Raw genomic sequence first — 23575 nt, forward strand, 5'->3', positions numbered from 1 at the left:
CAATCAACCAATCTCACGCAGGCGATGCGCGATTTTGCGGAACAGGGAGTCGTTATTGGCGTCGCGGTCTTTTTCACCAGTGATCACCACCGTCGCCGTGGTGCCTGCTGGCCACAGATTGCCCTGCTCTTCGTCGAGGCGAATACGCACCGGCACGCGCTGCGCCAGACGGACCCACTCGAGATTAGAATCGACGGTTGCCATCCCTTTGCTATCGCGGGTGGCGCTGGAGTTGGTGACGCCCGCGGCAACGCTATCCACCGTGCCTTTCAGCACGCGGTTGCTGCCGAGCGGGGTAATTTCGGCGCGGTAGCCCGGACGCACGCCTTCCAGTTTGGTCTCTTCCATATAGGCGAGAATGTAGAATGAGTGCTGTTTCACCAGCGCCACGGCGGTCGAGCCGCGGGTGATGAATTCCCCGGTGTAGACGTTGAGGTTGGTCACCCAGCCGTCAGAGGGCGCGCGGATCACCGTGCGTTCCAGATCCAGTTTCGCCAGGTCACGCGTGGCTTCCGCTTTGGCCTGCTGATGCAGGACGGTTTGCAGTACGTTATTAGACTGGTCGATCTCTTCGCGGGACATCGCCTGCACGCCGAGCTGGTTACGACGCCCGGCTTCGCGGCGTTTTTCTGTCGCCAGCGCCTGATAATAGGCAACGTCGGCTTCGGCCTGTTCAAGGGCTTTCTGGTAGCGTGGCTGATCGATGGTGAACAGCACCTGATCTTTTTTCACCAGCTGGTTATCGCGCACGTTCACCGCGGTGATAAGCCCGGCGACGTCCGGGGCAATCGCCACCACGTCGGCGCTGAAACGCGCATCGCGCGTCCACGGCGATTCGGTGTAAAACACCCAGGCGCGGAAAATAGCGATGAACGCCAGGACCACCAGCGCCACGGTAATGGCGGTACGGGAGATATTTCTTGTTAGTGTTTTCACATCTACCTCAGACAAACATGCGCGATATTAAGTAGAACAGGCAGCAATACAGCGCGGTATTAAACAGTGCAGGGTGCCAGACAAAGTCGTAGATACCGGTCGGAACCAGCACCTTGCGCACCAGCCAGAAAATCGCCAGTGATAAAAGAAGTTCGAAGAAAATCGGTGGGAACGATAAACCGAACACCACGATAACGGGAAACAGACTCATGTTAACCTTGATTTGAGAGCGAGCAGGCGACAGTTTGTTGTTTAGCTCACACCGTCGCTGAAGGGCAAGAAGAGCCAGGCGGGAAGGGTGAAGCTGTTATGTCAGTAATAATATATTAACGTAACTGTTATGCTGTTATCTATAATATGTGATCTAAATCACTTTTAAGCCAGAGTGAACAATGGAACGTTTAAAACGCATGTCTGTGTTTGCCAAAGTCGTCGAATTTGGCTCCTTTACCGCCGCGGCCCGACAGCTGCAGATGAGTGTTTCATCCATCAGCCAGACGGTGTCAAAACTGGAAGATGAGCTGCAGGTCAAGCTGCTGAACCGCAGCACCCGCAGCATTGGGCTGACGGAAGCGGGCAAAATTTATTATCAGGGCTGTCGGCGGATGCTGCACGAAGTTCAGGATGTGCACGAGCAACTTTACGCCTTCAACAACACCCCTATCGGCACGCTGCGGATCGGCTGTTCTTCAACTATGGCACAAAATGTCCTCGCCAGTATGACGGCGGAAATGCTCAAAGAGTATCCAGGACTGGCGGTCAATTTAGTCACCGGTATCCCTGCCCCCGACCTGATCGCCGACGGGCTGGACGTGGTGATCCGCGTCGGCGCGTTGCAGGATTCTAGCCTGTTCTCGCGCCGCCTCGGCAGCATGCCGATGGTGGTCTGCGCGTCCAAAAACTATCTGGCGCAGTTTGGCGTACCGGAAAAACCCACCGATCTGACTAACCACTCCTGGCTGGAGTACAGCGTGCGGCCGGATAACGAATTTGAGCTGATTGCTCCGGAAGGACTGTCGACAAAACTGCTGCCACAGGGGCGATTCGTGACCAACGATCCGATGACCATTTCCCGCTGGCTGGTTGCTGGTGCCGGGATTGCCTACGTGCCGCTGATGTGGGTGATCAATGAGATCAACAGCGGCGAGCTGGAGATCCTGTTCCCGCGCTATCAGTCTGACCCGCGCCCGGTATATGCCCTGTATACGGAAAAGGACAAACTGCCGCTCAAGGTGCAGGTGTGTATTAACTATCTGACCGATTATTTTGTCGAAGTGGCGGAGCTGTATCAGGGTATGCGCGGCGAAAGGAAGGAATAATCAGCCTCTGTCCCAGCAGCTATTATTCAGATATTTCATTCAATTCTATTAATAATGGCGAATTGACACCTTCGCCATTTGGCTATTATCGTATCCTTGTCAGAAAAGGCCGTTATTTATTTGTTAAAAATATACATCATAAAAATAGCGTTTCTCAGGAATCTTTTTAAACAAGGAATACAAATGAATCTTTTTGAACAAACACCGCCTTCACGCCGGCGCTACGGACTTGCCGCGTTCATTGGGCTTATCGCCGGGATTGTCTCCGCCTTTGTCAAATGGGGCGCAGAGGTTCCGCTGCCTCCACGCAATCCAACGGATTTATTCACCAGCGCATGCGGACCCGAGCAATTAATCAGAGCCGCCAGCCAAATCGATTGCTCGCGTAATTTCCTCAACCCACCCTATGTATTTCTGCGCGACTGGCTGGGTGTCGTCGATCCTAACGCCGCCGTTTATACGTTTGCCGGACATATATTTAACTGGGTCGGCGTAACACATATTATTTTCTCTATCGTGTTCGCTGTAGGCTATTGCGTTGTGGCAGAAGTCTTCCCGAAAATAAAACTCTGGCAGGGTTTGTTCGCAGGGGCGTTAGCGCAACTGTTCGTCCACATGATTTCATTCCCGCTGATGGGGCTGACTCCGCCGCTGTTTGATCTCCCGTGGTACGAACACGTCTCCGAGATCGTGGGGCACCTGATCTGGTTCTGGTCGATCGAAATTATTCGTCGTGATTTACGCAACCGCATCACTCACGAGCCGGATCCTGAAATTCCGCTGAACAGCGCGCGATAAGCGTCGCATAAAAAAATGGCGCGCCTTAAGGGCACGCCATTTTTTTTAATGCGGAGTCAGATCAGGCAGTACCGCCGACGGTCAGATTGTCGACCTTCAGCGTTGGCTGGCCAACACCCACCGGCAGGCTCTGGCCCTCTTTACCGCAGACACCCACACCTTTATCCAGTTTCAGATCGTTGCCGACCATCGAAATCTGCTGCATCGCTTCGATCCCGGAGCCAATCAGCGTGGCTCCTTTCACCGCTTTGGTGACTTTGCCTTTCTCAATCAGATAGGCTTCTGACGTCGAGAAGACAAACTTGCCGGAGGTGATATCCACCTGCCCGCCGCCGAAGTTTGGCGCGAAGATACCGTAATCTACCGATTCGATAATCTCCTGCGGCGTGGATTTACCCGCCAGCATATAGGTGTTGGTCATGCGCGGCATCGGCAGGTGCGCGTAGGATTCGCGACGGCCGTTACCGGTTGGCGCAACGCCCATCAGGCGCGCGTTGAGTTTGTCCTGCATGTAGCCTTTCAGGATGCCGTTTTCGATCAGCACGTTGTACTGTCCCGGCGTCCCTTCATCGTCGATGGAGATCGAGCCACGACGATCGGTCATGGTGCCGTCATCGACAACGGTACAGAGTTCAGAGGCCACCAGTTCGCCCATCTGGCCGCTGAATACGGAGGTGCCGCGACGGTTGAAATCGCCTTCCAGACCGTGACCGACCGCTTCGTGCAGCAGCACGCCAGGCCAGCCTGCGCCCAATACCACCGGCAGCGTACCGGCTGGTGCCGCGACCGCATTGAGATTCACCAGCGCCATACGTACAGCTTCTTTCGCCCAGGCATCTGCGCGAACTTCGCCGTCTTCGTCGGCCAGGAACCAGTCATAGCCAAAACGACCGCCGCCGCCGCTGGAGCCGCGCTCACGCTTACCGTCGTCTTCCACCTGCACGCTCACCGACAGACGCACCAGCGGACGGACATCTGCCGCCAGCGTCCCGTCGGTCGCCGCGACCAGGATGAGTTCATACACACCGCTGAGGCTGGCAGACACTTCGTGCACGCGTTTATCCGCAGCGCGCGCCACTTTGTCCACGCGACGCAGGATGTCCAGCTTCTCTTCGCGGCTCATGCTTTGCAGCGGATCGATGCTGGTATAGAGCGCCGTGTGCTGTACTTCGCCCAGCGTTTTTACGCGGCCATCGCCCGTTTCACGCACGATGGTACGCGCTGCCTGGGCGCTTTGCTCCAGGGCAGTGAGGCTGATTTGATCGGCATAGGCAAAACCGGTTTTCTCACCGCTCACGGCGCGCACGCCAACGCCCTGGTCGATGTTGTAAGAGCCATCTTTAATGATGCTGTCTTCTAAAACCCAGGATTCGTGGTAGCTCGACTGGAAATAGAGATCGCCGTAATCGAGGCGACGCTCGGTGAGTTGGGCGAGAATGGAAAACAGGTCCTGATGACTCAGGCCGTTCGCTGCGAGCAAATGTTCACTTACCAGGTTCAGACTCATCGTTTTGCTACTCGTTCGTTGCCACCCAGCGGGCGGTAAAAAAAATCATTATTATTGAGAGTGAGGCAATTAATTGCCCGCGTCAAATCATTGCTGTGCATCTTTGCGCGCCTGACGGAGCACCTCATTAATCTGTGGCTTATCGACCGGGCCCGTAATGCGGTAGCGCAGGATCGAGACCTTGCTCCACAGCGGCCCGAGCACCTTACTGGCGGCAAACACCGCGGCGCCGACAATCGGGTTCACCACGAAGGCCGCCGCAACACCCACGGTCGCCGAGATTTCAGGTGCAACGACCGCTTCCATATCCAGCTCGCGACGCACCAGATTCACCGAGCCTTTCATGGCGATATCGGCCTCGAGGCCATCCACCAGCGTGTCGTCCGTGTGCAGGACACCGTCTTTGATCCACGCCGTGCTGCGGATGGAATCGTAATAGAACCCTTCGCTAAAGGTGTCGCTAAAATCAAAGCGCAGTTTACGCAGCAGCGCGTCGAAGCTCAGCAAACGTAATAGCTGCCCGGCGTGGCCGGTACTGACGTCGGCGATTTCACCTTTGCCGAGATTGGTTTTCAGAATCCCGTTCAGCGAGGCGACGTCCGGTTTCCACGGCTGGGCGCGCCAGTGCATATCGTAATTGATATCGAAGGACGAGCCGCGCAGCGGCGTGCTGACGCCAAAGAAATTCGTCGCCGCATCCAGTTTGTTGCCCTTGATTGTGCCTTTGAGCGAGGTGCGCTGTTCGCCTGAGCCATTCACCCATTCCCCGTCAGCCGTCAGACGGCCGAAACCGGTATCAATCAGGCCGCCCGCGAGGCTCAGGGTGTTCCCCTTAATAGCAAAATTACCGTCGATGCGGCCATATTTCTGGCCCCACAGCCAGCACTCGGCGCAGCGCAGCTGTAGATCTGGCCAGCCGCTGAAATCCACTTTAGACACTTCGGCTAATGGTGAATCCGTTGCCGTTTGCCCTTTCGCTGCCATCGTCGGGTTGTAGTAGAGATAACGAATCGCCGCCTGCCACGGTGCGTTGTCACGCATCGTCAGCGTGCCGTTAATTTCACGCCCCTGGGCTTCCACCGTTGAACCGTTGATCGTCGGTTCGGAGACAATACTGAGGTTGTTCCACTGCTGCCCGCCAAGGGTCAGAGCTGGCGTACGGACGGTGATACGCTCCGGGAACTGCGCCGCCTGATCAACATTTTGCCCGACGCCCTTGTTGAACATCGCCAGCCACTCTGCGCCGTCCATCGCGGGCAGGTTCAGTTCGATGCCCGACTGCTCAGGCAGCGGCGGAATGGTGCGGCTGTCCGTGGTCCAGATGGCGCGATCGAGCGTCAGTTTACGACTGAGCAACCAGCGGCTGTTGAAGTGGTTTTTACCGCTGGCATTGCCAGTCAGTTCGAATCTGTTGAGATCGCCCTTAACGTTGATGTTCATCGGCAGCGGCTGCCCGGATTTTTTATCCAGTGGCGCAGGTAAGTGACTGCTTACATTTTTCAGATCGCCGGTCACGTCGACCTGGTAGCGCGCGCTTCCGCGATAAGGCAGGTCGATGGCCACTTTACCGTTCCAGGCCACCGAGCCGTCGATGGATTCCGCCACCGGTTTCGGCAGAACATCCATCCGCGCAGGCTGCCAGTTGGCGTCCATGTTTACCGCGACCTGGTAGGCTTTGTCGCCTTCGGTGGTGCTGAAATCGACGTTAAGCGGCTGATTAAACCAGGTGGCTTTCAGCGGTTCACTCTTCAGGTTGCCATTCACAAAGCTGAATTTACCGTTCAGATTTTTGAGCGTGCTGTCGAGCGGTTTGATGAACAGGCTGTTGTTATTCAGTACCACGTCGCCTTCGGCGGTGGTCATTTCGCCGTCCAGCGGAATATCCAGATGTAAGCGCGCATTCACATCGCCGTCGATCTGCAGCTCTTTCAGCGCGGCGGCCAGCGAGTCATCGAGCGGGGTCTCTTCGAAATACGGTCCCACGGCTTTACCCGGCCCGTTGATATCCGCGTCGATCAGCAGTTTTTCTTTGGAATAGTCCGGGATCACGGCGGTCAGATTGCGGGCGGTGACGCCACCCAGCGCCACGCTGTCGGATTTCATCCACAGACCGTCGTTGAGGAAGTTCAGCTCAATGTTGAGGTTTTTCAGCGCCGGCCAGTCGGGCTGGAAGGCAAAGGTCGCGTTGCGCAGCGGCACCAGGACCTGGAACTGACCTTCGTTATGTTTATACGGGAACAGATGCGGATTGCCGCCGTAGACCAGCGTGGCATTATCAGCCTGGCCGCCCTGAATCGCACCGCTCAGATAGTCCACCAGCTCTTTGCCCATCAGGTTTTCCGGGAAGTAGCGCCAGGCCTGACCGCCATCGTCGGTGCTGATACCTGCCAGGATGCCCAGCCAGGGTTCATCCCCTTCGGGCTGCAGATAGCGGAAGTTACCGCTCGCATGCACGCCGGTGGCTTTCACGTCGATATCACGACCATCGAGCTGGAACCCTTTGTCGTTTTTCAGCCAGTTGAGGATCGCCGTGCCTTTTTCGATCTCCAGCGGAGCGCGGAAAACCGTTTCGTACGGCATTTTGGCGTCGGTCATTTCTGCCGTCAGCCTGCCGTCTTCAACGCTTCCTTCAAGCTTGCCGCCAAAGTGCTCGGCACCCGGCAGGAGCTTCCACTGCTTCCAGGAGAGCGCTTTCCATGAGGCCTGAAAACGGGTTTTTTCCGTGGCCTGCAGGGGGATATCCAGCGCCAGCGAGTCGATCTGTCCACTCGGCTGCGTGGCTTGCCAGACTTCACCCAGCGAAGCGGACATGCGGGTAGCGATAGGACGCAAACCGTCGAGACTCGCCAGATCGAGATTGCTGGCTCGGATGCGTAGCTCATCGCTGCGTTTGCTGTTTACGCCGCCGACTTCCTGCTCTGGCACCCATGCCATCGTCAGCGCACCGCGTGGCCAGGCTTTGCCGTCCATCGTAATGCGGGTATCGGGAATGGAGAATTGCCAGCTGTCGCCCTGACGCGTGACGTGTGCCGTCAGATTATCGACCGACATATCATGGGTTTGGGTTTCGCCTTTCCACGCCGCACCGCCCTGCTTCAGCCACACGTCACCGGCGGCAATGTCCCCGTCAGTCAGCGTCAGCCAGCCTTCGAGGCTAAACCGCGCCCTTTGCAGGGCCACGTTGTCCTGCATCCATTTGCCGAGCCAGGGTTTCACATCGACATCATCGGCCTGCAGCCAGACTTTGCCTTTGTTCAGCAGACCATTGTCGTCGCGCAAATCCATCCGCACCTGCATGATGCCGTGCTGGCCGTTGAGACTGGAGAGGTTGACCTGCCCTTCGGCGCGATGGCGATCTTTGCCGTTGAGCCAGGTGAGCTGCGGGATCGCCAGTTCGGCCCGTTGGCCGGAGAGGGTAATGAAACTGATTTCGCTGTCGCGCAGATCGAAATGATCGAACTGGCGCAGGAAAAGATCGCTGATGCGGTTGGTCTCAATGCCTTTGCTGTTCTCACCCTGCGTCAGGGAAGTATTGGTCAAAAACTGAAGCTGCCAGAAGGTGAGATCGCGAAACTGCCAGCGCATGTGCAGCAAACTTTGCCAGACATCCAGCGCCAGCGTTACGCGTTTGATTTTGAGATAGCCGCCATCTTTCAGGGTGGCGTTGATGTCGCGCACATCCAGCGTCGGGCCGAAGTTTTGCCAGCTGGCGCTCAGCTGGCTGACATCAACGGGAACGCCGGTGGCGCTTTCGATCTTTGCCAGCACCTGCGGGCGCCAGCTGTCGAGATGCGGTAACACGAGGCGCAGTCCGCTCACGAGCAACGCGACAATGACGACAAGCGTTGCCCCTGTAAGCAGTAAAATTCCTGGCAATCGCCTCACGCATCTCTCCTTGTCAGCCGTTCTCTAGCAGCATTGCTGCGTCTTACATCATCACCACGTCAAACTGCTGCTGATTGTAGAGTGGTTCGATTTGTACTTTTACCTGTTTGCCGACAAAGATTTCCACTTCCGCCAGCGCGTGCGACTCTTCGCCTTTCAGTGCTTCTGCCACCGCAGGGGAAGCATAGACCAGAAAACGGTCGGAGTCGTAGGCGTGATGGACGCGGACAATTTCACGCATGATTTCGTAGCAGACCGTCTCCACGGACTTAACCGTGCCGCGTCCGTGGCAGGTTGGGCATTCGTTGCACAGCACGTGCTCAACGCTTTCGCGCGTGCGCTTGCGGGTCATCTCCACCAGGCCGAGCTGGGAGAAACCGTTGATGCTGGTTTTCACCCGATCTTTGCTCAGCGCCTGCTCCAGGGAGTGCAGCACGCGACGGCGGTGATCTTCATTATTCATATCGATAAAGTCGATGATGATGATCCCGCCGAGATTGCGCAGGCGAAGCTGGCGCGCGATGGCCTGCGTCGCTTCGATGTTGGTGTTGAAGATGGTGTCGTCGAGATTACGATGACCAACGAATGCGCCGGTGTTGATATCGACGGTAGTCATGGCTTCGGTCTGATCGATGATCAGATACCCGCCGGATTTGAGCTCTACTTTACGCTCCAGCGCGCGCTGGATTTCGTTCTCGACGTCGTAAAGATCGAAGATCGGCTGGCGGCCCGTGTAGTGCTCCAGCAGACCCGGCATCTCGGGGATGTATTCGGCGGTAAATTCCAGCAAGGCGTCGTAGGTCAGACGCGAATCCACACGGATGCGGTCGAGCTGCGCGTCGGCGAAATCGCGCAAGACGCGCTGGGCCAGCGCCAGTTCGCCGTACATTTGATAGCGCGTCTGGTTGCGTTTTTTACGCTCCATCACTTTGGTCCAGACGCGTTTCAGGTACGCCGCATCGGAAGCCAGATCTTCTTCGCTGATCCCTTCTGCTGCGGTACGGATAATGAACCCGCCCTGCTCATCGCAGTAAGCGCCGACCACCTTTTTCAGGCGTTCGCGCTCGCTTTCACTTTCGATACGCTGAGAGACGCCGACGTGCGACGCGCCCGGCATAAAGACCAGGTAACGGGAAGGTAAGGTGATGTCGGTGGTCAGGCGGGCGCCTTTGGTGCCGAGGGGATCTTTCACCACCTGGACCATGAGATCCTGCCCCTGACGGACCAGCTCGGAGATGTCGCGGACGGTAAACTGCTTTTGCTCTTCGCCCGCCACGCATTCGGTATGGGGCATGATGTCCGAGGCATGTAAAAATGCCGCTTTATCAAGGCCAATATCTACAAATGCCGCCTGCATACCCGGTAGTACACGACTGACACGACCTTTGTAGATATTGCCTACTATTCCGCGTCGCGCTTCGCGCTCAATATGAATTTCCTGAAGAATGCCGCCATCAATATAGGCCACTCGGGTTTCCGATGGCGTTACGTTTACCAACAATTCAGCCGTCATAATTATCCCTTCCCTCACGCAGTGAGTTAAAATTGCTCAGCAACTCATACGTTTCCACCAGCGGTAAGCCGACTACGGCGTGATAGCTGCCATTAATCTTCCTGACAAAACAGCCACCCAGCCCCTGAATACCGTATGCACCTGCTTTATCCATAGGTTCACCGCTGGCGATGTAACCGGCGATCTCCTCATCGGTAAGCACTCTGAACGTGACGTCCGTGACCACCAGACAATCCAGCACCTGCTGGCTGTCGGCCAGTGCAACCGCCGTCATCACCTGATGTGTTTGCCCGGATAACTTGCGCAGCATACGCGCCGCATGTTCGCTGTCGCGCGGTTTCTCGAGCACTTCACCGTTGAGGATCACGATGGTATCCGCCCCCAGCACCGGCAAATCGCGCGGCGTTAGCGCCACGCCAGCCTGCGCTTTTTCCCGTGCCAGACGAGACACATACTGCTGCGCGCTTTCGCCATCGGCCCGTTGTTCTTCAATACCGGGGACGATACGTTCAAAAGAGACACCCAGTTGAGTGAGCAACTCCTGACGGCGCGGGGAACCAGAGGCAAGAAATATAGACGTCATAGAAACCTTAGTTATTGCACGGCAAACTGCTGGCGAATCTTACGCATCAGCAGGAACAGCCACGGCCAGAGCACACCGTTTACTACACTACTCCAGAACACTTCCGGTCGGAAAGAGACGTTGATCACTAAAAACTCAGCCCAGAAAACAATGATATCCGCGGCGAGGGACAACAACATCACCACCAACGCCTGTTGCCAGAGCGCGAGGTTACGGAAAAGCTGGAATTTCAGTGCGACAAGATACGCAATAATACTCATCGACAGGGCGCGCACGCCAAGCGTAGAGCCACTAATGAGATCCAGTATGGCACCCATCACAAAACCTGTGCCCACATTTACGCGGTGCGGCAGAGCAAGGGTCCAGTAGAGTAAAATGAGCAGCACCCAGTTTGGCCGGAAGACGAGAATGTCGTCCGGCCAGGGCATGACTTGCAGCAGTAACGCGACGAAAAACGAGAGCCAGATAACCCAGCGTCCCTGGCTACGGTAGCTGGCCACTACTGCCCTCCTGAGGAGATGTGTGGCGGCAGCGGCGCATCCGGAGGTGGCTGCGTTAAACCGGTCGCAGGAGCCGGAACCGGCGCAGGTGGCCCCATTGAATCCGGCGCAGGCAGTACCTGCGGCATCATCTGCATTAAGCGTTCGTTAGCTACGCGGTGAACATCTTCCGGCGTCATCGGGTTAACGCCGTTACGATCGGCACCCCACAGCAGCAGCAAATAGCGCAGACGCTGTAAGCCCGCGGTCGGACGAGCCTGAATCACGGTATACGCACGCTGCGTATCGAGCTTCACGGAAGAGACCACGGCAACCGGATAACCTTCCGGGAAACGACCACCGAGACCTGAAGTCACCAGAACATCACCCACACGAATGTCGGTGTTGGCTGGCAGATGCTCCAGCTGCAGATCGTCCGTACAGCCGTTACCGGCCGCAATAATGCGGATGTCGTTACGCAGTACCTGAATCGGCAAGGCATGGGTCGCATCGCAAATCAGCAACACGCGGCTGGTCAGCTTGGCTACGGCAACCACCTGGCCGACGACGCCTTTATCGCTGATGACCGGCTGGCCTTCGTACACACCATTCACGCTGCCTTTGTCGATCACCACCTGATCGCTGTACGGATCGTTAACGGTGGAGATCACCTGAGTCACCATTTTTTGCTCGTCCTGACGCAGCGGCGACCCCAGCAGTTCACGCAGACGGGCGTTTTCCTGGCGATATTGACCCAGCATCAGCAGCTCGCTGTTTTTCAGCAGCAGTTCCTGGCGCAGTGCACGGTTTTCGAGTTCGAGTTGGTCACGTGACGACAAAGTCTGAGAAACGCTGTCGAGTAATTCACGGGGACCGTTTGATACAAAATAGAAAGGACTGACGGCGGTATCCATGTATGTTCGAATCTGGCTGAACATACCGAGGCGGCTATCGGCGATGATGACTCCAAGCGCTACCAGCACCCCCAGGATCAGGCGAAACTGCAGCGACGGGCCACGGCTAAAAATTGGCTTCATAGGCTATGCGTATTCTCGTGTCAGAGAGAAAGGGTAGCCTTCGCTACCCTCTCACTTCGACTACTCTTCGCTGAACAAGTCGCCGCCGTGCATGTCGATCATTTCCAGCGCCTTGCCGCCACCACGGGCTACGCAAGTCAGTGGATCTTCTGCAACTACGACAGGAATCCCTGTCTCTTCCATTAACAGGCGGTCGAGGTTACGCAGCAGCGCACCACCACCGGTCAGAACCATACCGCGTTCTGAGATGTCGGAAGCCAGTTCTGGCGGGCACTGTTCCAGCGCAACCATCACCGCGCTGACGATACCGGTCAGCGGCTCTTGCAGCGCTTCGAGGATTTCGTTGGAGTTCAGGGTAAAGCCACGCGGAACGCCTTCTGCCAGGTTACGGCCACGAACTTCGATTTCGCGGACTTCGTCACCAGGGTAAGCAGAACCGATCTCGTGCTTAATACGCTCTGCGGTGGCTTCACCGATCAGAGAGCCGTAGTTACGGCGCACATAATTAATGATGGCTTCGTCGAAGCGGTCACCACCGATACGCACGGAGGAGGAGTAAACCACGCCGTTCAGGGAGATAACGGCTACTTCAGTGGTACCACCACCGATATCCACCACCATCGAACCTGTTGCTTCAGAAACCGGCAGGCCTGCACCAATTGCAGCAGCCATCGGCTCTTCAATCAGGAAGACTTCACGCGCGCCTGCACCCTGAGCGGATTCACGGATCGCACGACGTTCAACCTGAGTTGCACCAACCGGCACACACACCAGCACGCGCGGACTTGGGCGCATGAAGCTGTTGCTGTGAACCTGCTTGATGAAGTGCTGAAGCATTTTTTCAGTCACGAAGAAGTCAGCGATAACGCCGTCTTTCATTGGGCGGATCGCGGCGATGTTGCCTGGGGTACGACCCAGCATCTGCTTCGCATCGTGTCCTACGGCTGCCACGCTTTTCGGGGAGCCGGCACGATCCTGACGAATGGCCACAACGGAAGGCTCATTCAATACGATGCCTTGTCCTTTTACATAAATCAGGGTATTCGCGGTACCCAGGTCAATGGACAGGTCATTGGAAAACATGCCACGAAATTTTTTCAACATACTAAGGGATAATCCTGAAAGCTGGGGCGGAAAAATTAAAATCCGCTTACTTTACCAACCACACGTAGCAGCGACAAGGCGCAAAAATCATCTGCTACGGTGAAAATTAGTGCAGTACGTTTCCGTATGTTACAAATTTAATTCCTGACTCCATCAGGGCTGAGTTAACAGCTGCGTCACTCGCTTTCATTTGTAACCGGTCCGGGTCAACGACTGGCGTTTTGCTCGTCATACTCAAAGCTACAGGCGCGATATTCTACGTGAAAACAAATTAAACGGCAGGTCAAACAGAGTATCTTTGCAAATATTTTTTCACATTGCTGTCAAGCGGCTGAGAGGAGGCAATAAAATCCCCCTGACCACCCGCCACACCGCGCTCCGTCAACATCTGCCATTCGCTCCGTGAACGTATGCCTGTGGCGAATACTTGCGTTTGCGTTCCCTTGCACGCTTCCACCAGGCTCTGAACCAGAAGCTGGTTTTCCGTGCGCTTTTCAATATTCCTGACCAGCCCCGGATGCAGCTTCAACAGTTCCACATCCAGCTCCTTGATCCAACTGGTACTGACCAGCGTTAAACCCGCCTGTGTTACCGCGACGCGAGCGCCGAGAGCATTCATCAAACGGACGACCGGCTGTAAACGGCTGATATGTTGACAGACATCTGCCTCTGCAAGTTCAAAAATAATCCGTTTCCGCTGCGATTTTTCACATTGCATCAGAACATCACGCAGCCAGCGCTGGAAACGCGGGCGAATCAGCGACTCTACCGTTACCTGTAATGCCAGATTTTCCTCAGGCCAGAAAGATAAAAATGGAATAAGACGCGTAATTTGCTGGCGGTCGTACTCTTCTGACAGACCAAACTGCAGCACCATCGGCAGATATTCGGCGGAGACCACCTCTTCCGTACCGTCAAAGATACGGCACAGTAATTCGCGATGATGCACTACGCCGTTGCGCAGCACGGCCGGTTTTTGATAGATACGCGGCCCGCCGCGACTGAGCATCTGCTCGATGAGTGTCCGCCAGCGCACGTTGCCGCGCCCTTTCTCCGGCAGAGAATCATCGTAAACCGCCCAGCCGTTGGCCCCCTGCAGCACCGCGTTTCGCGTGGCGGCTTCGGCATGCTCCATCACCTGCTGCGTATGTTGCCCGCCGCGCCAGGCGCAAATCCCGATGTGGACCATGTCGTCCCGATCGAGCATTTTGGTTGGCGGCAGGGCATCGACCGCTTTCAGCAGCTGGCTGGCAATACTTTCAGACTCTTTCAACGTCCGGTGCGGCAGCAGCACCGCAAAATCGCTGCGGTGATAGCGCGCCAGCAGCGCGCCCGGGTATCGCATGATAAAGGTCGAGAGCAAATTGATAAGCGTAAAGAGATGATCTTCCGCCACCGAGCGGCCCCAGGTATCGCGCAGCAGATCGAAATCCGGCAGGCGGATAATCATGACCACGCCGTGCGCGCCGACTTTTTCCGTGTCATCCAGCAGCGTAGCCAGCTGATTATCAAAGAAGAGACGGTTGTTCAGCCCGGTTTTATTGTCCTGGGCTGCATAGGAGCGAATCAGCGTATCCATCCGGCTGCGCTGATCGCTGGCGAACTGAATCTCCGAGAGCAAGACGTCGAGCGCACTGCTGGTCCGCGTCGGCCATTCGTAGACGGAGCCCCGTACCTTAGCACCCCGTTCGCCGTTTAAAATACGTACAGATCGCGATTCCAGCAGTTCTTGTCCGGAAAGTTGGCGTCGCAGCCAGCGAACCGCCAGAAAGAGCAGCAACACGATAAAACCCACCGCCACGGTCAGCGGCGCGGTGGTCATCAGGGAGCGGAAGTAGTTCGCCATCGGGTCCTGATAGACCAGCCTGATGGTGACACCGGGGCTTTTTAAGGAGTGAATAATCATCTCGCGGTACTGAGCTAAATTCCCGGCGGGACGATAGCTGCTCTGACGCGCATGGCTCAGAACGACTTTGCTACCCTGTAAGATGTCGATGTGCACAATGTCGACCGGCACCATCATCTCATCCAGCTGCTGAGCGAGCGCTGGGAGCGAGGAAGTCACCAGTCGTGAATCAATCACCGAGGCGACGGACTGTAAACGGTTGTCGAGCTTGTCCTGAATCGCGTTATAAAAACTCAGCGAGCACCCCATCAGGGTGACGAAAATGGTCAGCCCCGTCAGCAGCGTAATAAAAGCTGAAAATTTCGTCGTTAATCGCATCCTTGAGATCACTCCGTTGGTTGATGGGGAAACAGTTTAATAGCAAGTAAGTGCTAACTTGCGTTTAGCAGGGGCATACTACCAAACCTGGTCGATCTGGCAATTTATTGCGTTAAATCGGCATAGCGTTTCAATGAGCGAGTATAGTCTCCAGAAATAATTTTCCAATCACCATGCTTAGTGAGGACATTTGTATGCAGGCTTTGATCTTAGAACAGCAGGACGGTAACACGCTGGCGTCGATTCAATCCGTTGAAGAAAGCCGTCTTCCTGAAGGCAATGTCACTATTGATATCGACTGGTCCAGCCTGAACTACAAGGATGCCCTCGCGATCACCGGCACGGGTAAAATCATCCGCAACTTTCCGATGATTCCGGGAATTGATTTCGCCGGGCGCGTCCATTCCAGTGAAGATCCCCGTTTTCACGCCGGGCAGCAGGTGCTGCTGACGGGCTGGGGCGTGGGTGAGAACCACTGGGGCGGCCTGGCGACGCAGGCGCGCGTCAACGGCGACTGGCTGGTGCCGATGCCGAAAGGGCTGGACGGTCGTAAAGCGATGATTATCGGCACAGCTGGTTTTACCGCCATGCTGTGCGTGATGGCGCTGGAAGAGGCGGGCGTTCGCCCGGACTCCGGCGAAGTGGTAGTGACCGGTGCCAGCGGTGGCGTCGGCAGTACGGCCGTCACCCTGCTGCATAAACTGGGTTATCAGGTCGCTGCGGTGACCGGGCGCGAAAGCACCCATGAATACCTGCGTTCTCTCGGTGCAAACCGCATTCTCGGTCGCGAAGAGTTCAGCGAAACGCGTCCCCTGGAGAAACAGGTTTGGGCCGGTGCGGTCGATACCGTGGGCGATAAAGTGCTGGCAAAACTGCTGGCGCAGATGAACTACGGTGGTTGTGTGGCAGCCTGCGGTCTGGCGGGCGGTTTCGCACTGCCAACGACCGTCATGCCATTTATTCTGCGTAATGTGCGTCTGCAGGGCGTGGATTCGGTGATGACGCCAGCCGCGCGCCGCGCGCAGGCCTGGGAGCGTCTGGTGCGCGATCTGCCGGAATCCTTCTTCAGCCAGAGCGCCACCGAGATCACCCTCGAGCAGGCTCCGGAATACGCCGGTAAAATCATGAGCAATCAGTTCCACGGTCGTGCGCTGGTGAAAATTGCCTAATCTTCAAATTTTCGTGACATATTCGCGCTAAACCGACTCCTCCGTCATGCTTAGAAAAATGCATGATGGAGGATGCCATGAAAACCAAAAAACTGACGGAAGCCGATGTCACGTCCGAATCTGTCTTTATGCTGCAGCGCCGCCAGATCCTGAAGATGCTCGGCATCAGCGCCACCGCCCTTTCCCTCTCACCCGCCGCCCATGCCGACCTGCTCGACTGGTTCAAGGGTAACGATCGTCCAAAAGCCCCCTCGGGCCAGCCGCTGACTTTTACCAAACCCGCCCAGTGGCAGAACACGCTTGCGCTGACGCCGAAAGATAAAGTCACGGGCTATAACAACTTCTACGAGTTTGGCCTCGATAAAGCCGATCCTGCCGCCAATGCCGGAAGCATGAAAACCGATCCCTGGACCTTAAAAATTGAGGGCGAGGTCGCCAAACCGCTCACCTTTGACCATCACGATCTCACCACCCGTTTCCCGCTCGAGGAGCGTATTTACCGGATGCGCTGCGTCGAGGCCTGGTCGATGGTGGTGCCGTGGATCGGTTTCCCGCTGCACAAACTGCTGGCGATGGCCGAGCCCACCAGCGATGCCAAATATGTCTCTTTCCAGACGCTCTACTCGCCTGAGCAGATGCCAGGCCAGAAAGATCGGTTTATCGGCGGCGGGCTGGAATATCCATATGTAGAAGGGCTGCGCCTCGACGAGGCGATGCATCCCCTGACGCTTCTGACCGTCGGGGTTTACGGCAAAGCCCTGCCGCCGCAGAACGGCGCCCCCATCCGCTTAACCGTGCCGTGGAAATATGGTTTCAAAGGCATCAAATCGATCGTCAGCATTAAGCTGACCAAAGAGCGCCCACCGACCACCTGGAATCTCGCCGCGCCCAATGAATATGGTTTCTTTGCAAACGTGAACCCGCATGTGGATCATCCGCGCTGGTCGCAGGCCACCGAGCGCTTTATCGGCTCCGGCGGCGCGCTGGATGTGAAACGCCAGCCAACGCTGCTGTTTAACGGCTACGCCGATGAAGTCGCCTCGCTCTATCGCGGGCTCAATTTGCGGGAGAATTTTTAGTGCGCTTAACCGCTAAACAGGTCACCTGGCTCAAGGTGCTACTGCACCTTGCCGGTTTGCTTCCTTTTATATGGCTATTCTGGGCGGCCAGTCAGGGCTATTTCAGCGCCGATCCGGCCAAAGATATTCAACACTTTACGGGTAGGATGGCTCTGAAATTTTTGCTGGCGACCTTGCTGGTCTCGCCCCTGGCGCGCTACGCTAAACAGCCATTATTGATACGAACCCGGCGTCTTTTAGGGTTATGGTGCTTTGCCTGGGCGACGATACATCTCACGAGCTATACGTTGCTGGAGCTGGGGATTAACAATCTGGCGCTACTTGGCAGCGAACTGGTGTCACGTCCGTATCTGACGCTCGGGATCGTCAGTTGGGTGATTTTACTGGCCCTGACGCTGACATCGACCCAATACGCACAGCGAAAACTGGGCCGACGCTGGCAACTTTTGCATAACTTCGTCTATCTGGTGGCGATCCTGGCGCCGATACATTATCTGTGGTCAGTGAAGATTTTATCCCCTCAGCCCATCATCTACGCCCTGCTGGCTGTGGCCCTTTTGGTATGGCGTTACAAGAAGTTCCGCCAGTGGTGGCGATAGTTCGCGAAACTGTGCGTATTCCCGCAGATTACTTATCAACCGCGAATCTTTTTCCAATTGCGGTTGATAATCTTCCCTGATAAGACCAGTATTTAGCTGCTAAATGCTACGAACTCGTTATAATGTGCGACCTTGGTTTTCCTGAAGGGGTTTTTCCTCCCCTGAAAGGGTGACAATTGCGCATCGAAGGTATATTTTGTTTTTTACCCGAGAATCGCAGGAGATAGCGGCACAATGACTGGAAAGTTGCACATCTTAGTTTTGAACGGACCGAACCTGAACATGCTCGGCACCCGTGAACCCGAGAAGTACGGCACGCTGACGTTAAGCGAAATTGTTAACCGTCTGGGTACGGAAGCAGCGGCGCTTGGCGTGAGTCTTGATCATTTTCAGTCAAATGCGGAGTACGCACTCATCGACCGTATTCATCAGGCTAAAGACACTGTGGACTATATCCTGATTAATCCGGCCGCGTTTACGCACACCAGTGTTGCTATCCGCGACGCACTGCTTGCGGTGAGCATCCCGTTTATCGAGATCCACCTGAGCAATGTGCATGCACGAGAGCCGTTCCGCCACCATTCGTATCTGTCAGATATCGCTGCTGGCGTTATCTGCGGACTGGGTGCAGACGGTTATTCATACGCTTTACAGACAGCGGTAAAACGCCTGTCACAATCACACTAAACAAGAGTACGGAACCCACTCATGGATATTCGTAAGATTAAAAAACTGATCGAGCTGGTTGAAGAATCAGGCATCTCCGAACTGGAAATTTCTGAAGGCGAAGAGTCTGTACGCATCAGCCGTGCAGCGCCAGCCGCTAGCTTCCCGGTCATGCAGCAGGCTTATGCTGCACCTGTGATGCAGCAGCAGCCTGCTCTGTCTAACGCAGTTGCACCGGCCGCTGAAGCGCCGGCAGCCGCAGCAGCAGAAATCAGTGGTCACATCGTACGTTCCCCGATGGTTGGTACTTTCTACCGCACACCAAGCCCGGACGCTAAAGCGTTCTGCGAAGTAGGTCAGAAAGTCAACGCAGGCGATACCCTGTGTATCGTTGAAGCGATGAAAATGATGAACCAGATCGAAGCTGACAAGTCAGGCATTGTTAAAGCGATTCTGGTCGAAAGTGGTCAGCCGGTAGAATTTGACGAGCCGCTGGTCGTCATCGAGTAACGAGGCGAACATGCTGGATAAAATTGTCATCGCCAACCGTGGCGAGATTGCACTGCGTATCCTTCGTGCCTGTAAAGAACTGGGCATCAAGACCGTGGCTGTGCACTCAAGCGCGGATCGCGATTTAAAACACGTATTACTGGCGGATGAGACGGTCTGTATTGGCCCGGCTCCGTCCGTAAAAAGTTATCTGAATATCCCGGCTATCATCAGCGCCGCTGAAATCACCGGCGCGGTGGCAATCCATCCGGGTTATGGCTTCCTCTCTGAGAACGCCAATTTTGCTGAACAGGTTGAGCGCTCTGGCTTTATCTTCATCGGCCCGAAAGCTGACACCATCCGCCTGATGGGCGACAAAGTGTCTGCGATCACCGCGATGAAGAAAGCGGGCGTTCCAACGGTACCAGGCTCCGACGGTCCTCTGGGCGACGATATGGATGCAAACCGTGCTCATGCTAAACGCATTGGCTATCCGGTGATCATCAAAGCGTCCGGCGGCGGCGGCGGTCGTGGTATGCGCGTTGTTCGCAGCGATGCAGACCTGGCGCAATCCATCTCCATGACCAAAGCTGAAGCGAAAGCCGCTTTCAGCAATGACATGGTGTACATGGAAAAATACCTGGAAAACCCACGCCACATCGAAATTCAGGTGCTGGCTGACGGTCAGGGTAATGCTATCTATCTGGCAGAGCGCGACTGCTCCATGCAGCGTCGTCACCAGAAAGTGGTCGAAGAAGCACCAGCACCGGGTATTACCCCGGAACTGCGTCGCTACATCGGCGAGCGTTGCTCCAAGGCGTGCGTCGATATCGGCTATCGCGGTGCAGGTACGTTCGAATTCCTGTTCGAAAACGGCGAGTTCTATTTCATCGAAATGAACACCCGTATTCAGGTTGAACACCCGGTGACAGAAATGATTACCGGCGTTGACCTGATCAAAGAGCAGCTGCGTATCGCAGCGGGTCAACCGCTGTCCATCAAGCAGGAAGAAGTGGTGGTCAAAGGCCATGCGGTCGAGTGCCGTATTAACGCCGAAGACCCGAACACCTTCCTGCCGAGCCCGGGTAAAATCACGCGTTTCCACGCGCCGGGTGGCTTTGGTGTACGTTGGGAATCTCATATCTACGCTGGCTACACCGTGCCACCGTACTATGACTCAATGATCGGTAAGCTTATCTGCTACGGCGAGAACCGTGATGTGGCGATTGCCCGCATGAAGAACGCCCTGCAGGAGCTGATCATCGATGGCATCAAAACCAACGTTGATCTGCAGGTTCGTATCATGAATGACGAGAACTTCCAGAATGGTGGGACTAACATCCACTATCTGGAGAAAAAACTCGGCCTTCACGAAAAGTAAGACCGCATTAGCGTTAAAAGGCCGGATAATCCGGCCTTTTTTATTTCTGGGGACGCTTAGCCCCCATCATGTACAATCCCCGCTTTCTTCATCCACAAGGGACTTAAAATGGACAAGCGTTTTGTTCAAGCCCATAAAGAAGCGCGCTGGGCGCTGTGGCTGACCCTTCTCTATCTTCTTGCGTGGTTAGTGACTGCTTACTTACCTGATTCGGCCCCCGGATTCACCGGCCTGCCGCACTGGTTTGAAATGGCCTGTCTGCTGATGCCTTTGGTCTTTACGCTGCTGTGCTGGCTGATGGTGCGTTTTATCTTCCGCGATATCTCTCTGGAGGATAGCGATGCAAACTGAAATCATCGCCGTTCTGGTTATCTATCTCTTTATTGTGTTTGGCCTCTCGGCTTACGCCATGCGTAAGCGCAGTACCGGCTCGTTCCTCAGCGAATATTTCCTCGGAAGCCGCTCAATGGGCGGGTTTGTGCTGGCGATGACCCTGACCGCAACCTACGTCAGCGCCAGCTCGTTCATCGGCGGACCGGGTGCGGCGTATAAGTACGGGCTCGGCTGGGTGCTGCTGGCGATGATTCAGGTCCCAACGATCTGGCTGTCGCTCGGCATTCTGGGCAAAAAATTTGCCATTCTCGCCCGACGCTATAACGCGATTACGCTTAACGACATGCTGCAGGCGCGCTATCAAAACCGCGCGGTGGTGTGGATTGCCAGCGTCAGCCTACTGGTGGCTTTCGTCGGTGCGATTGCCGTGCAGTTCATCGGCGGCGCACGTCTGCTTGAGACCGCCGCAGGGATTAAATACGAAAATGGCCTCCTAATCTTCGGGATCACCATCGCGCTCTACACCGCGTTCGGCGGCTTCCGTGCCAGCGTCCTGAACGACACGATGCAGGGCATGGTGATGCTGATTGGCACCCTGGTGCTGCTGGTTGGCGTGATCTACGCCGCGGGCGGCCTGCATAATGCAGTGCAAACCCTGGAGCAGATTGACCCGAAACTGGTCAGCCCACACGGTGCCGACGATATTTTGACACCGGCGTTCATGACCTCATTCTGGGTGCTGGTCTGCTTTGGTGTCATCGGCCTGCCGCACACGGCGGTGCGTTGTATCTCCTATAAAGACAGCAAAGCGGTACATCGCGGGATTATCATCGGCACGATCGTGGTGTCACTTCTGATGCTGGGCATGCATCTGGCGGGTGCGTTAGGCCGCGCCATTCTTCCGCATCTGACCGTGCCGGATCAGGTGATCCCGACCTTAATGGTGCAGGTGTTACCGCCGTGGGCAGCGGGGCTATTCCTGGCCGCGCCAATGGCGGCGATCATGTCCAACGTCAATGCGCACCTGTTGCAGGCCTCGGCGACCATCATTAAAGATCTGTGGCTCAGCGCGACGCCGACTAAAATGCGTAATGAGCATCGCCTGAAGCGCATTTCGACCTGGACAACGCTGGTGCTCGGTATTCTGATGATGCTGGCCGCGTGGCGTCCGCCGGAGATGATCATCTGGCTCAACCTGCTGGCGTTCGGCGGGCTGGAAGCGGTATTCCTGTGGCCGCTGGTGCTGGGGCTGTATTGGGAGCGTGCGAACGCCGCGGGCGCGCTCAGCGGGATGATTGTCGGTGGCGTACTTTATGCGGTACTCGCCACCTTTAAAATTCAGTACCTGGGCTTCCATCCGATCGTGCCTTCGTTACTGTTAAGTTTGCTGGCGTTTGTGGTGGGGAACCGTTTCGGTCAACCCGTCCCACAGGCCGCCGTCATTTCTACTGATAAATAAAGAGTTTTGCCATGCCGTGGATCCAACTAAAACTGAATACAACCGGTGCCAATGCCGAAGAACTGAGTGACGCGTTAATGGAAGCGGGTTCAGTTTCCATTACTTTCCAGGACACGCATGACACGCCGGTGTTTGAGCCGCTGCCAGGCGAAACTCGCCTCTGGGGCGATACCGACGTCATTGGCCTGTTCGATGCCGAAACCGATATGAAAGAAGTGGTGGCGATCCTTGAGAATCACCCGCTGCTGGGCACCGGTTTCGTGCACAAAATCGAGCAACTGGAAGATAAAGACTGGGAACGCGAGTGGATGGATAACTTCCACCCGATGCAGTTCGGTAAGCGTCTGTGGATCTGTCCAAGCTGGCGCGATGTGCCGGATGCCAACGCCGTGAACGTGATGCTGGATCCGGGCCTGGCGTTCGGTACCGGAACGCATCCGACCACCTCTCTGTGCCTGCAATGGCTGGACGGACTGGATCTGGAAGGCAAAACCGTGATCGACTTCGGGTGTGGTTCCGGGATCCTGGCGATCGCCGCGCTGAAACTGGGTGCAGCCAAAGCCATCGGGATCGACATCGATCCGCAGGCGATTCAGGCCAGCCGCGATAACGCACAGCGCAACGGCGTTTCCGATCGCCTTGAACTCTATCTGCCGGATAGCCAGCCAGAGGTCATGAAAGCCGATGTGGTGGTCGCAAACATCCTGGCGGGCCCATTACGCGAACTGGCCCCGTTAATCAGCGTCCTGCCCGTTGAGGGCGGCCTGCTGGGTCTGTCGGGGATCCTTGCCAGCCAGGCTGACAGCGTATGCGAAGCTTACGCCGATCTCTTTGCCCTCGATCCGGTGGTCGAGAAAGAAGAGTGGTGTCGCATCACCGGTCATAAAAAGTAATTTCCTCTCTCCGGCGTGGGTTCCTCCCCACGCCTTTTTTAGACTCAATTCCCCTCCTTTTTATTGTGGTTATCCAGTAAAATTCCCACGGCAAATCATCTCACAATCAATGATTTGAATAT

At 55.9% G+C, this 23575-nt stretch carries 21 protein-coding genes; 11 read left to right on the forward strand and 10 right to left on the reverse strand.

The window, feature by feature from the left end; genetic code table 11:
• Positions 1-3: 3 nt before the first annotated feature.
• Both aaeA and aaeX read right to left on the reverse strand, forming a co-directional pair.
• A complete protein-coding gene (gene aaeA / locus U9O48_RS20270) occupies positions 4-936 on the reverse strand; it encodes a p-hydroxybenzoic acid efflux pump subunit AaeA (protein WP_285148106.1) in 933 nt (310 codons plus the stop codon).
• Between the two features lie 7 nt (positions 937-943).
• Positions 944-1147, reverse strand: a complete 204-nt coding sequence (gene aaeX, locus U9O48_RS20275) for a p-hydroxybenzoic acid efflux pump operon protein AaeX (RefSeq protein WP_003860416.1) — start codon at positions 1145-1147, stop codon at positions 944-946.
• Between the two features lie 181 nt (positions 1148-1328).
• On the opposite strand from aaeX, the gene aaeR reads away from it, so the two are divergent.
• Together aaeR and U9O48_RS20285 are read left to right on the forward strand one after the other, a co-directional pair.
• Positions 1329-2255, forward strand: coding sequence for an HTH-type transcriptional activator AaeR (aaeR, locus tag U9O48_RS20280; protein WP_324723090.1), 927 nt, complete (start codon positions 1329-1331; stop codon positions 2253-2255).
• A 183-nt stretch (positions 2256-2438) separates the two neighbouring features.
• Entirely contained in the window at positions 2439-3053 is a 615-nt protein-coding gene (locus tag U9O48_RS20285; RefSeq protein ID WP_324723091.1) for a YagU family protein, read from the forward strand.
• A gap of 61 nt (positions 3054-3114) precedes the next feature.
• Here U9O48_RS20285 and tldD read toward each other — a convergent pair whose 3' ends face one another.
• From tldD to csrD, 8 genes are all read right to left on the reverse strand, one after another.
• Positions 3115-4560, reverse strand: coding sequence for a metalloprotease TldD (gene tldD, locus U9O48_RS20290; protein WP_282491878.1), 1446 nt, complete (start codon positions 4558-4560; stop codon positions 3115-3117).
• 87 nt (positions 4561-4647) lie between these two features.
• The gene (yhdP, locus tag U9O48_RS20295; RefSeq protein ID WP_324723092.1) at positions 4648-8445 is read right to left on the reverse strand and encodes an AsmA2 domain-containing protein YhdP; all 3798 of its coding nucleotides are present in this window, start codon (positions 8443-8445) and stop codon (positions 4648-4650) included.
• Between the two features lie 43 nt (positions 8446-8488).
• Positions 8489-9958: a ribonuclease G gene (gene rng / locus U9O48_RS20300; RefSeq protein ID WP_282491880.1), complete on the reverse strand. Its 1470-nt coding sequence runs from the start codon at positions 9956-9958 to the stop codon at positions 8489-8491.
• A complete protein-coding gene (locus U9O48_RS20305; protein WP_282491881.1) occupies positions 9948-10541 on the reverse strand; it encodes a Maf family protein in 594 nt (197 codons plus the stop codon). The genes rng and U9O48_RS20305 overlap by 11 nt, the downstream gene beginning before the upstream one ends.
• A gap of 11 nt (positions 10542-10552) precedes the next feature.
• Complete coding sequence (gene mreD / locus U9O48_RS20310; RefSeq protein WP_282491882.1) at positions 10553-11041, reverse strand: rod shape-determining protein MreD; 489 nt, start codon at positions 11039-11041, stop codon at positions 10553-10555.
• Positions 11041-12057, reverse strand: coding sequence for a rod shape-determining protein MreC (gene mreC, locus U9O48_RS20315; RefSeq protein ID WP_282491883.1), 1017 nt, complete (start codon positions 12055-12057; stop codon positions 11041-11043). The genes mreD and mreC overlap by 1 nt, the downstream gene beginning before the upstream one ends.
• A 60-nt stretch (positions 12058-12117) precedes the next feature.
• A complete protein-coding gene (mreB, locus tag U9O48_RS20320) occupies positions 12118-13161 on the reverse strand; it encodes a rod shape-determining protein MreB (protein ID WP_000913396.1) in 1044 nt (347 codons plus the stop codon).
• Between the two features lie 283 nt (positions 13162-13444).
• On the reverse strand, positions 13445-15385 hold the full coding sequence (csrD, locus tag U9O48_RS20325) for an RNase E specificity factor CsrD (RefSeq protein WP_324723093.1): 1941 nt from the start codon (positions 15383-15385) through the stop codon (positions 13445-13447).
• Positions 15386-15579: 194 nt separating this feature from the next.
• Here csrD and U9O48_RS20330 point away from each other — a divergent pair, with 194 nt between their 5' ends.
• The 9 genes from U9O48_RS20330 (at position 15580) to prmA (ending at position 23453) form a co-directional block, all read left to right on the forward strand.
• Complete coding sequence (locus tag U9O48_RS20330) at positions 15580-16554, forward strand: MDR family oxidoreductase (RefSeq protein ID WP_285148097.1); 975 nt, start codon at positions 15580-15582, stop codon at positions 16552-16554.
• A gap of 77 nt (positions 16555-16631) precedes the next feature.
• Positions 16632-17633, forward strand: coding sequence for a protein-methionine-sulfoxide reductase catalytic subunit MsrP (gene msrP / locus U9O48_RS20335; protein ID WP_324723094.1), 1002 nt, complete (start codon positions 16632-16634; stop codon positions 17631-17633).
• Positions 17633-18232, forward strand: coding sequence for a protein-methionine-sulfoxide reductase heme-binding subunit MsrQ (gene msrQ / locus U9O48_RS20340; protein WP_282491889.1), 600 nt, complete (start codon positions 17633-17635; stop codon positions 18230-18232). Before msrP ends, msrQ begins: the two co-directional genes overlap by 1 nt.
• Positions 18233-18466: 234 nt before the next feature.
• Complete coding sequence (gene aroQ, locus U9O48_RS20345) at positions 18467-18919, forward strand: type II 3-dehydroquinate dehydratase (RefSeq protein WP_282491891.1); 453 nt, start codon at positions 18467-18469, stop codon at positions 18917-18919.
• Positions 18920-18940: 21 nt separating this feature from the next.
• Positions 18941-19408, forward strand: a complete 468-nt coding sequence (gene accB, locus U9O48_RS20350; protein WP_095283635.1) for an acetyl-CoA carboxylase biotin carboxyl carrier protein — start codon at positions 18941-18943, stop codon at positions 19406-19408.
• A gap of 10 nt (positions 19409-19418) precedes the next feature.
• Positions 19419-20768, forward strand: a complete 1350-nt coding sequence (gene accC / locus U9O48_RS20355) for an acetyl-CoA carboxylase biotin carboxylase subunit (protein ID WP_095283636.1) — start codon at positions 19419-19421, stop codon at positions 20766-20768.
• Between the two features lie 108 nt (positions 20769-20876).
• Positions 20877-21119, forward strand: coding sequence for a YhdT family protein (locus U9O48_RS20360; RefSeq protein WP_282491893.1), 243 nt, complete (start codon positions 20877-20879; stop codon positions 21117-21119).
• Positions 21109-22560, forward strand: coding sequence for a sodium/pantothenate symporter (panF, locus tag U9O48_RS20365; RefSeq protein ID WP_324723095.1), 1452 nt, complete (start codon positions 21109-21111; stop codon positions 22558-22560). The genes U9O48_RS20360 and panF overlap by 11 nt, the downstream gene beginning before the upstream one ends.
• An 11-nt stretch (positions 22561-22571) precedes the next feature.
• The gene (gene prmA / locus U9O48_RS20370; RefSeq protein ID WP_324723096.1) at positions 22572-23453 is read left to right on the forward strand and encodes a 50S ribosomal protein L11 methyltransferase; all 882 of its coding nucleotides are present in this window, start codon (positions 22572-22574) and stop codon (positions 23451-23453) included.
• The last annotated feature ends 122 nt before the right edge of the window (positions 23454-23575 follow it).

Source organism: Lelliottia sp. JS-SCA-14 (genome assembly GCF_035593345.1).
In the GTDB taxonomy this organism is placed as follows: Bacteria; Pseudomonadota; Gammaproteobacteria; order Enterobacterales; family Enterobacteriaceae; genus Enterobacter; species Enterobacter wanjuensis.

Excerpts from the sequence above, each read along its gene's own strand:
- accB (WP_095283635.1), top strand. The coding sequence starts at position 18,941 with ATGGATATTCGTAAGATTAAAAAACTGATCGAGCTGGTTGAAGAATCA.
- prmA (WP_324723096.1), top strand. The coding sequence starts at position 22,572 with ATGCCGTGGATCCAACTAAAACTGAATACAACCGGTGCCAATGCCGAA.
- U9O48_RS20360 (WP_282491893.1), top strand. The coding sequence starts at position 20,877 with ATGGACAAGCGTTTTGTTCAAGCCCATAAAGAAGCGCGCTGGGCGCTG.
- U9O48_RS20285 (WP_324723091.1), top strand. The coding sequence starts at position 2,439 with ATGAATCTTTTTGAACAAACACCGCCTTCACGCCGGCGCTACGGACTT.
- U9O48_RS20330 (WP_285148097.1), top strand. The coding sequence starts at position 15,580 with ATGCAGGCTTTGATCTTAGAACAGCAGGACGGTAACACGCTGGCGTCG.
- mreB (WP_000913396.1), bottom strand. The coding sequence starts at position 13,161 with ATGTTGAAAAAATTTCGTGGCATGTTTTCCAATGACCTGTCCATTGAC.
- panF (WP_324723095.1), top strand. The coding sequence starts at position 21,109 with ATGCAAACTGAAATCATCGCCGTTCTGGTTATCTATCTCTTTATTGTG.
- accC (WP_095283636.1), top strand. The coding sequence starts at position 19,419 with ATGCTGGATAAAATTGTCATCGCCAACCGTGGCGAGATTGCACTGCGT.
- mreC (WP_282491883.1), bottom strand. The coding sequence starts at position 12,057 with ATGAAGCCAATTTTTAGCCGTGGCCCGTCGCTGCAGTTTCGCCTGATC.
- rng (WP_282491880.1), bottom strand. The coding sequence starts at position 9,958 with ATGACGGCTGAATTGTTGGTAAACGTAACGCCATCGGAAACCCGAGTG.
- msrP (WP_324723094.1), top strand. The coding sequence starts at position 16,632 with ATGAAAACCAAAAAACTGACGGAAGCCGATGTCACGTCCGAATCTGTC.
- aaeX (WP_003860416.1), bottom strand. The coding sequence starts at position 1,147 with ATGAGTCTGTTTCCCGTTATCGTGGTGTTCGGTTTATCGTTCCCACCG.
- csrD (WP_324723093.1), bottom strand. The coding sequence starts at position 15,385 with ATGCGATTAACGACGAAATTTTCAGCTTTTATTACGCTGCTGACGGGG.
- aaeR (WP_324723090.1), top strand. The coding sequence starts at position 1,329 with ATGGAACGTTTAAAACGCATGTCTGTGTTTGCCAAAGTCGTCGAATTT.
- U9O48_RS20305 (WP_282491881.1), bottom strand. The coding sequence starts at position 10,541 with ATGACGTCTATATTTCTTGCCTCTGGTTCCCCGCGCCGTCAGGAGTTG.
- tldD (WP_282491878.1), bottom strand. The coding sequence starts at position 4,560 with ATGAGTCTGAACCTGGTAAGTGAACATTTGCTCGCAGCGAACGGCCTG.
- aroQ (WP_282491891.1), top strand. The coding sequence starts at position 18,467 with ATGACTGGAAAGTTGCACATCTTAGTTTTGAACGGACCGAACCTGAAC.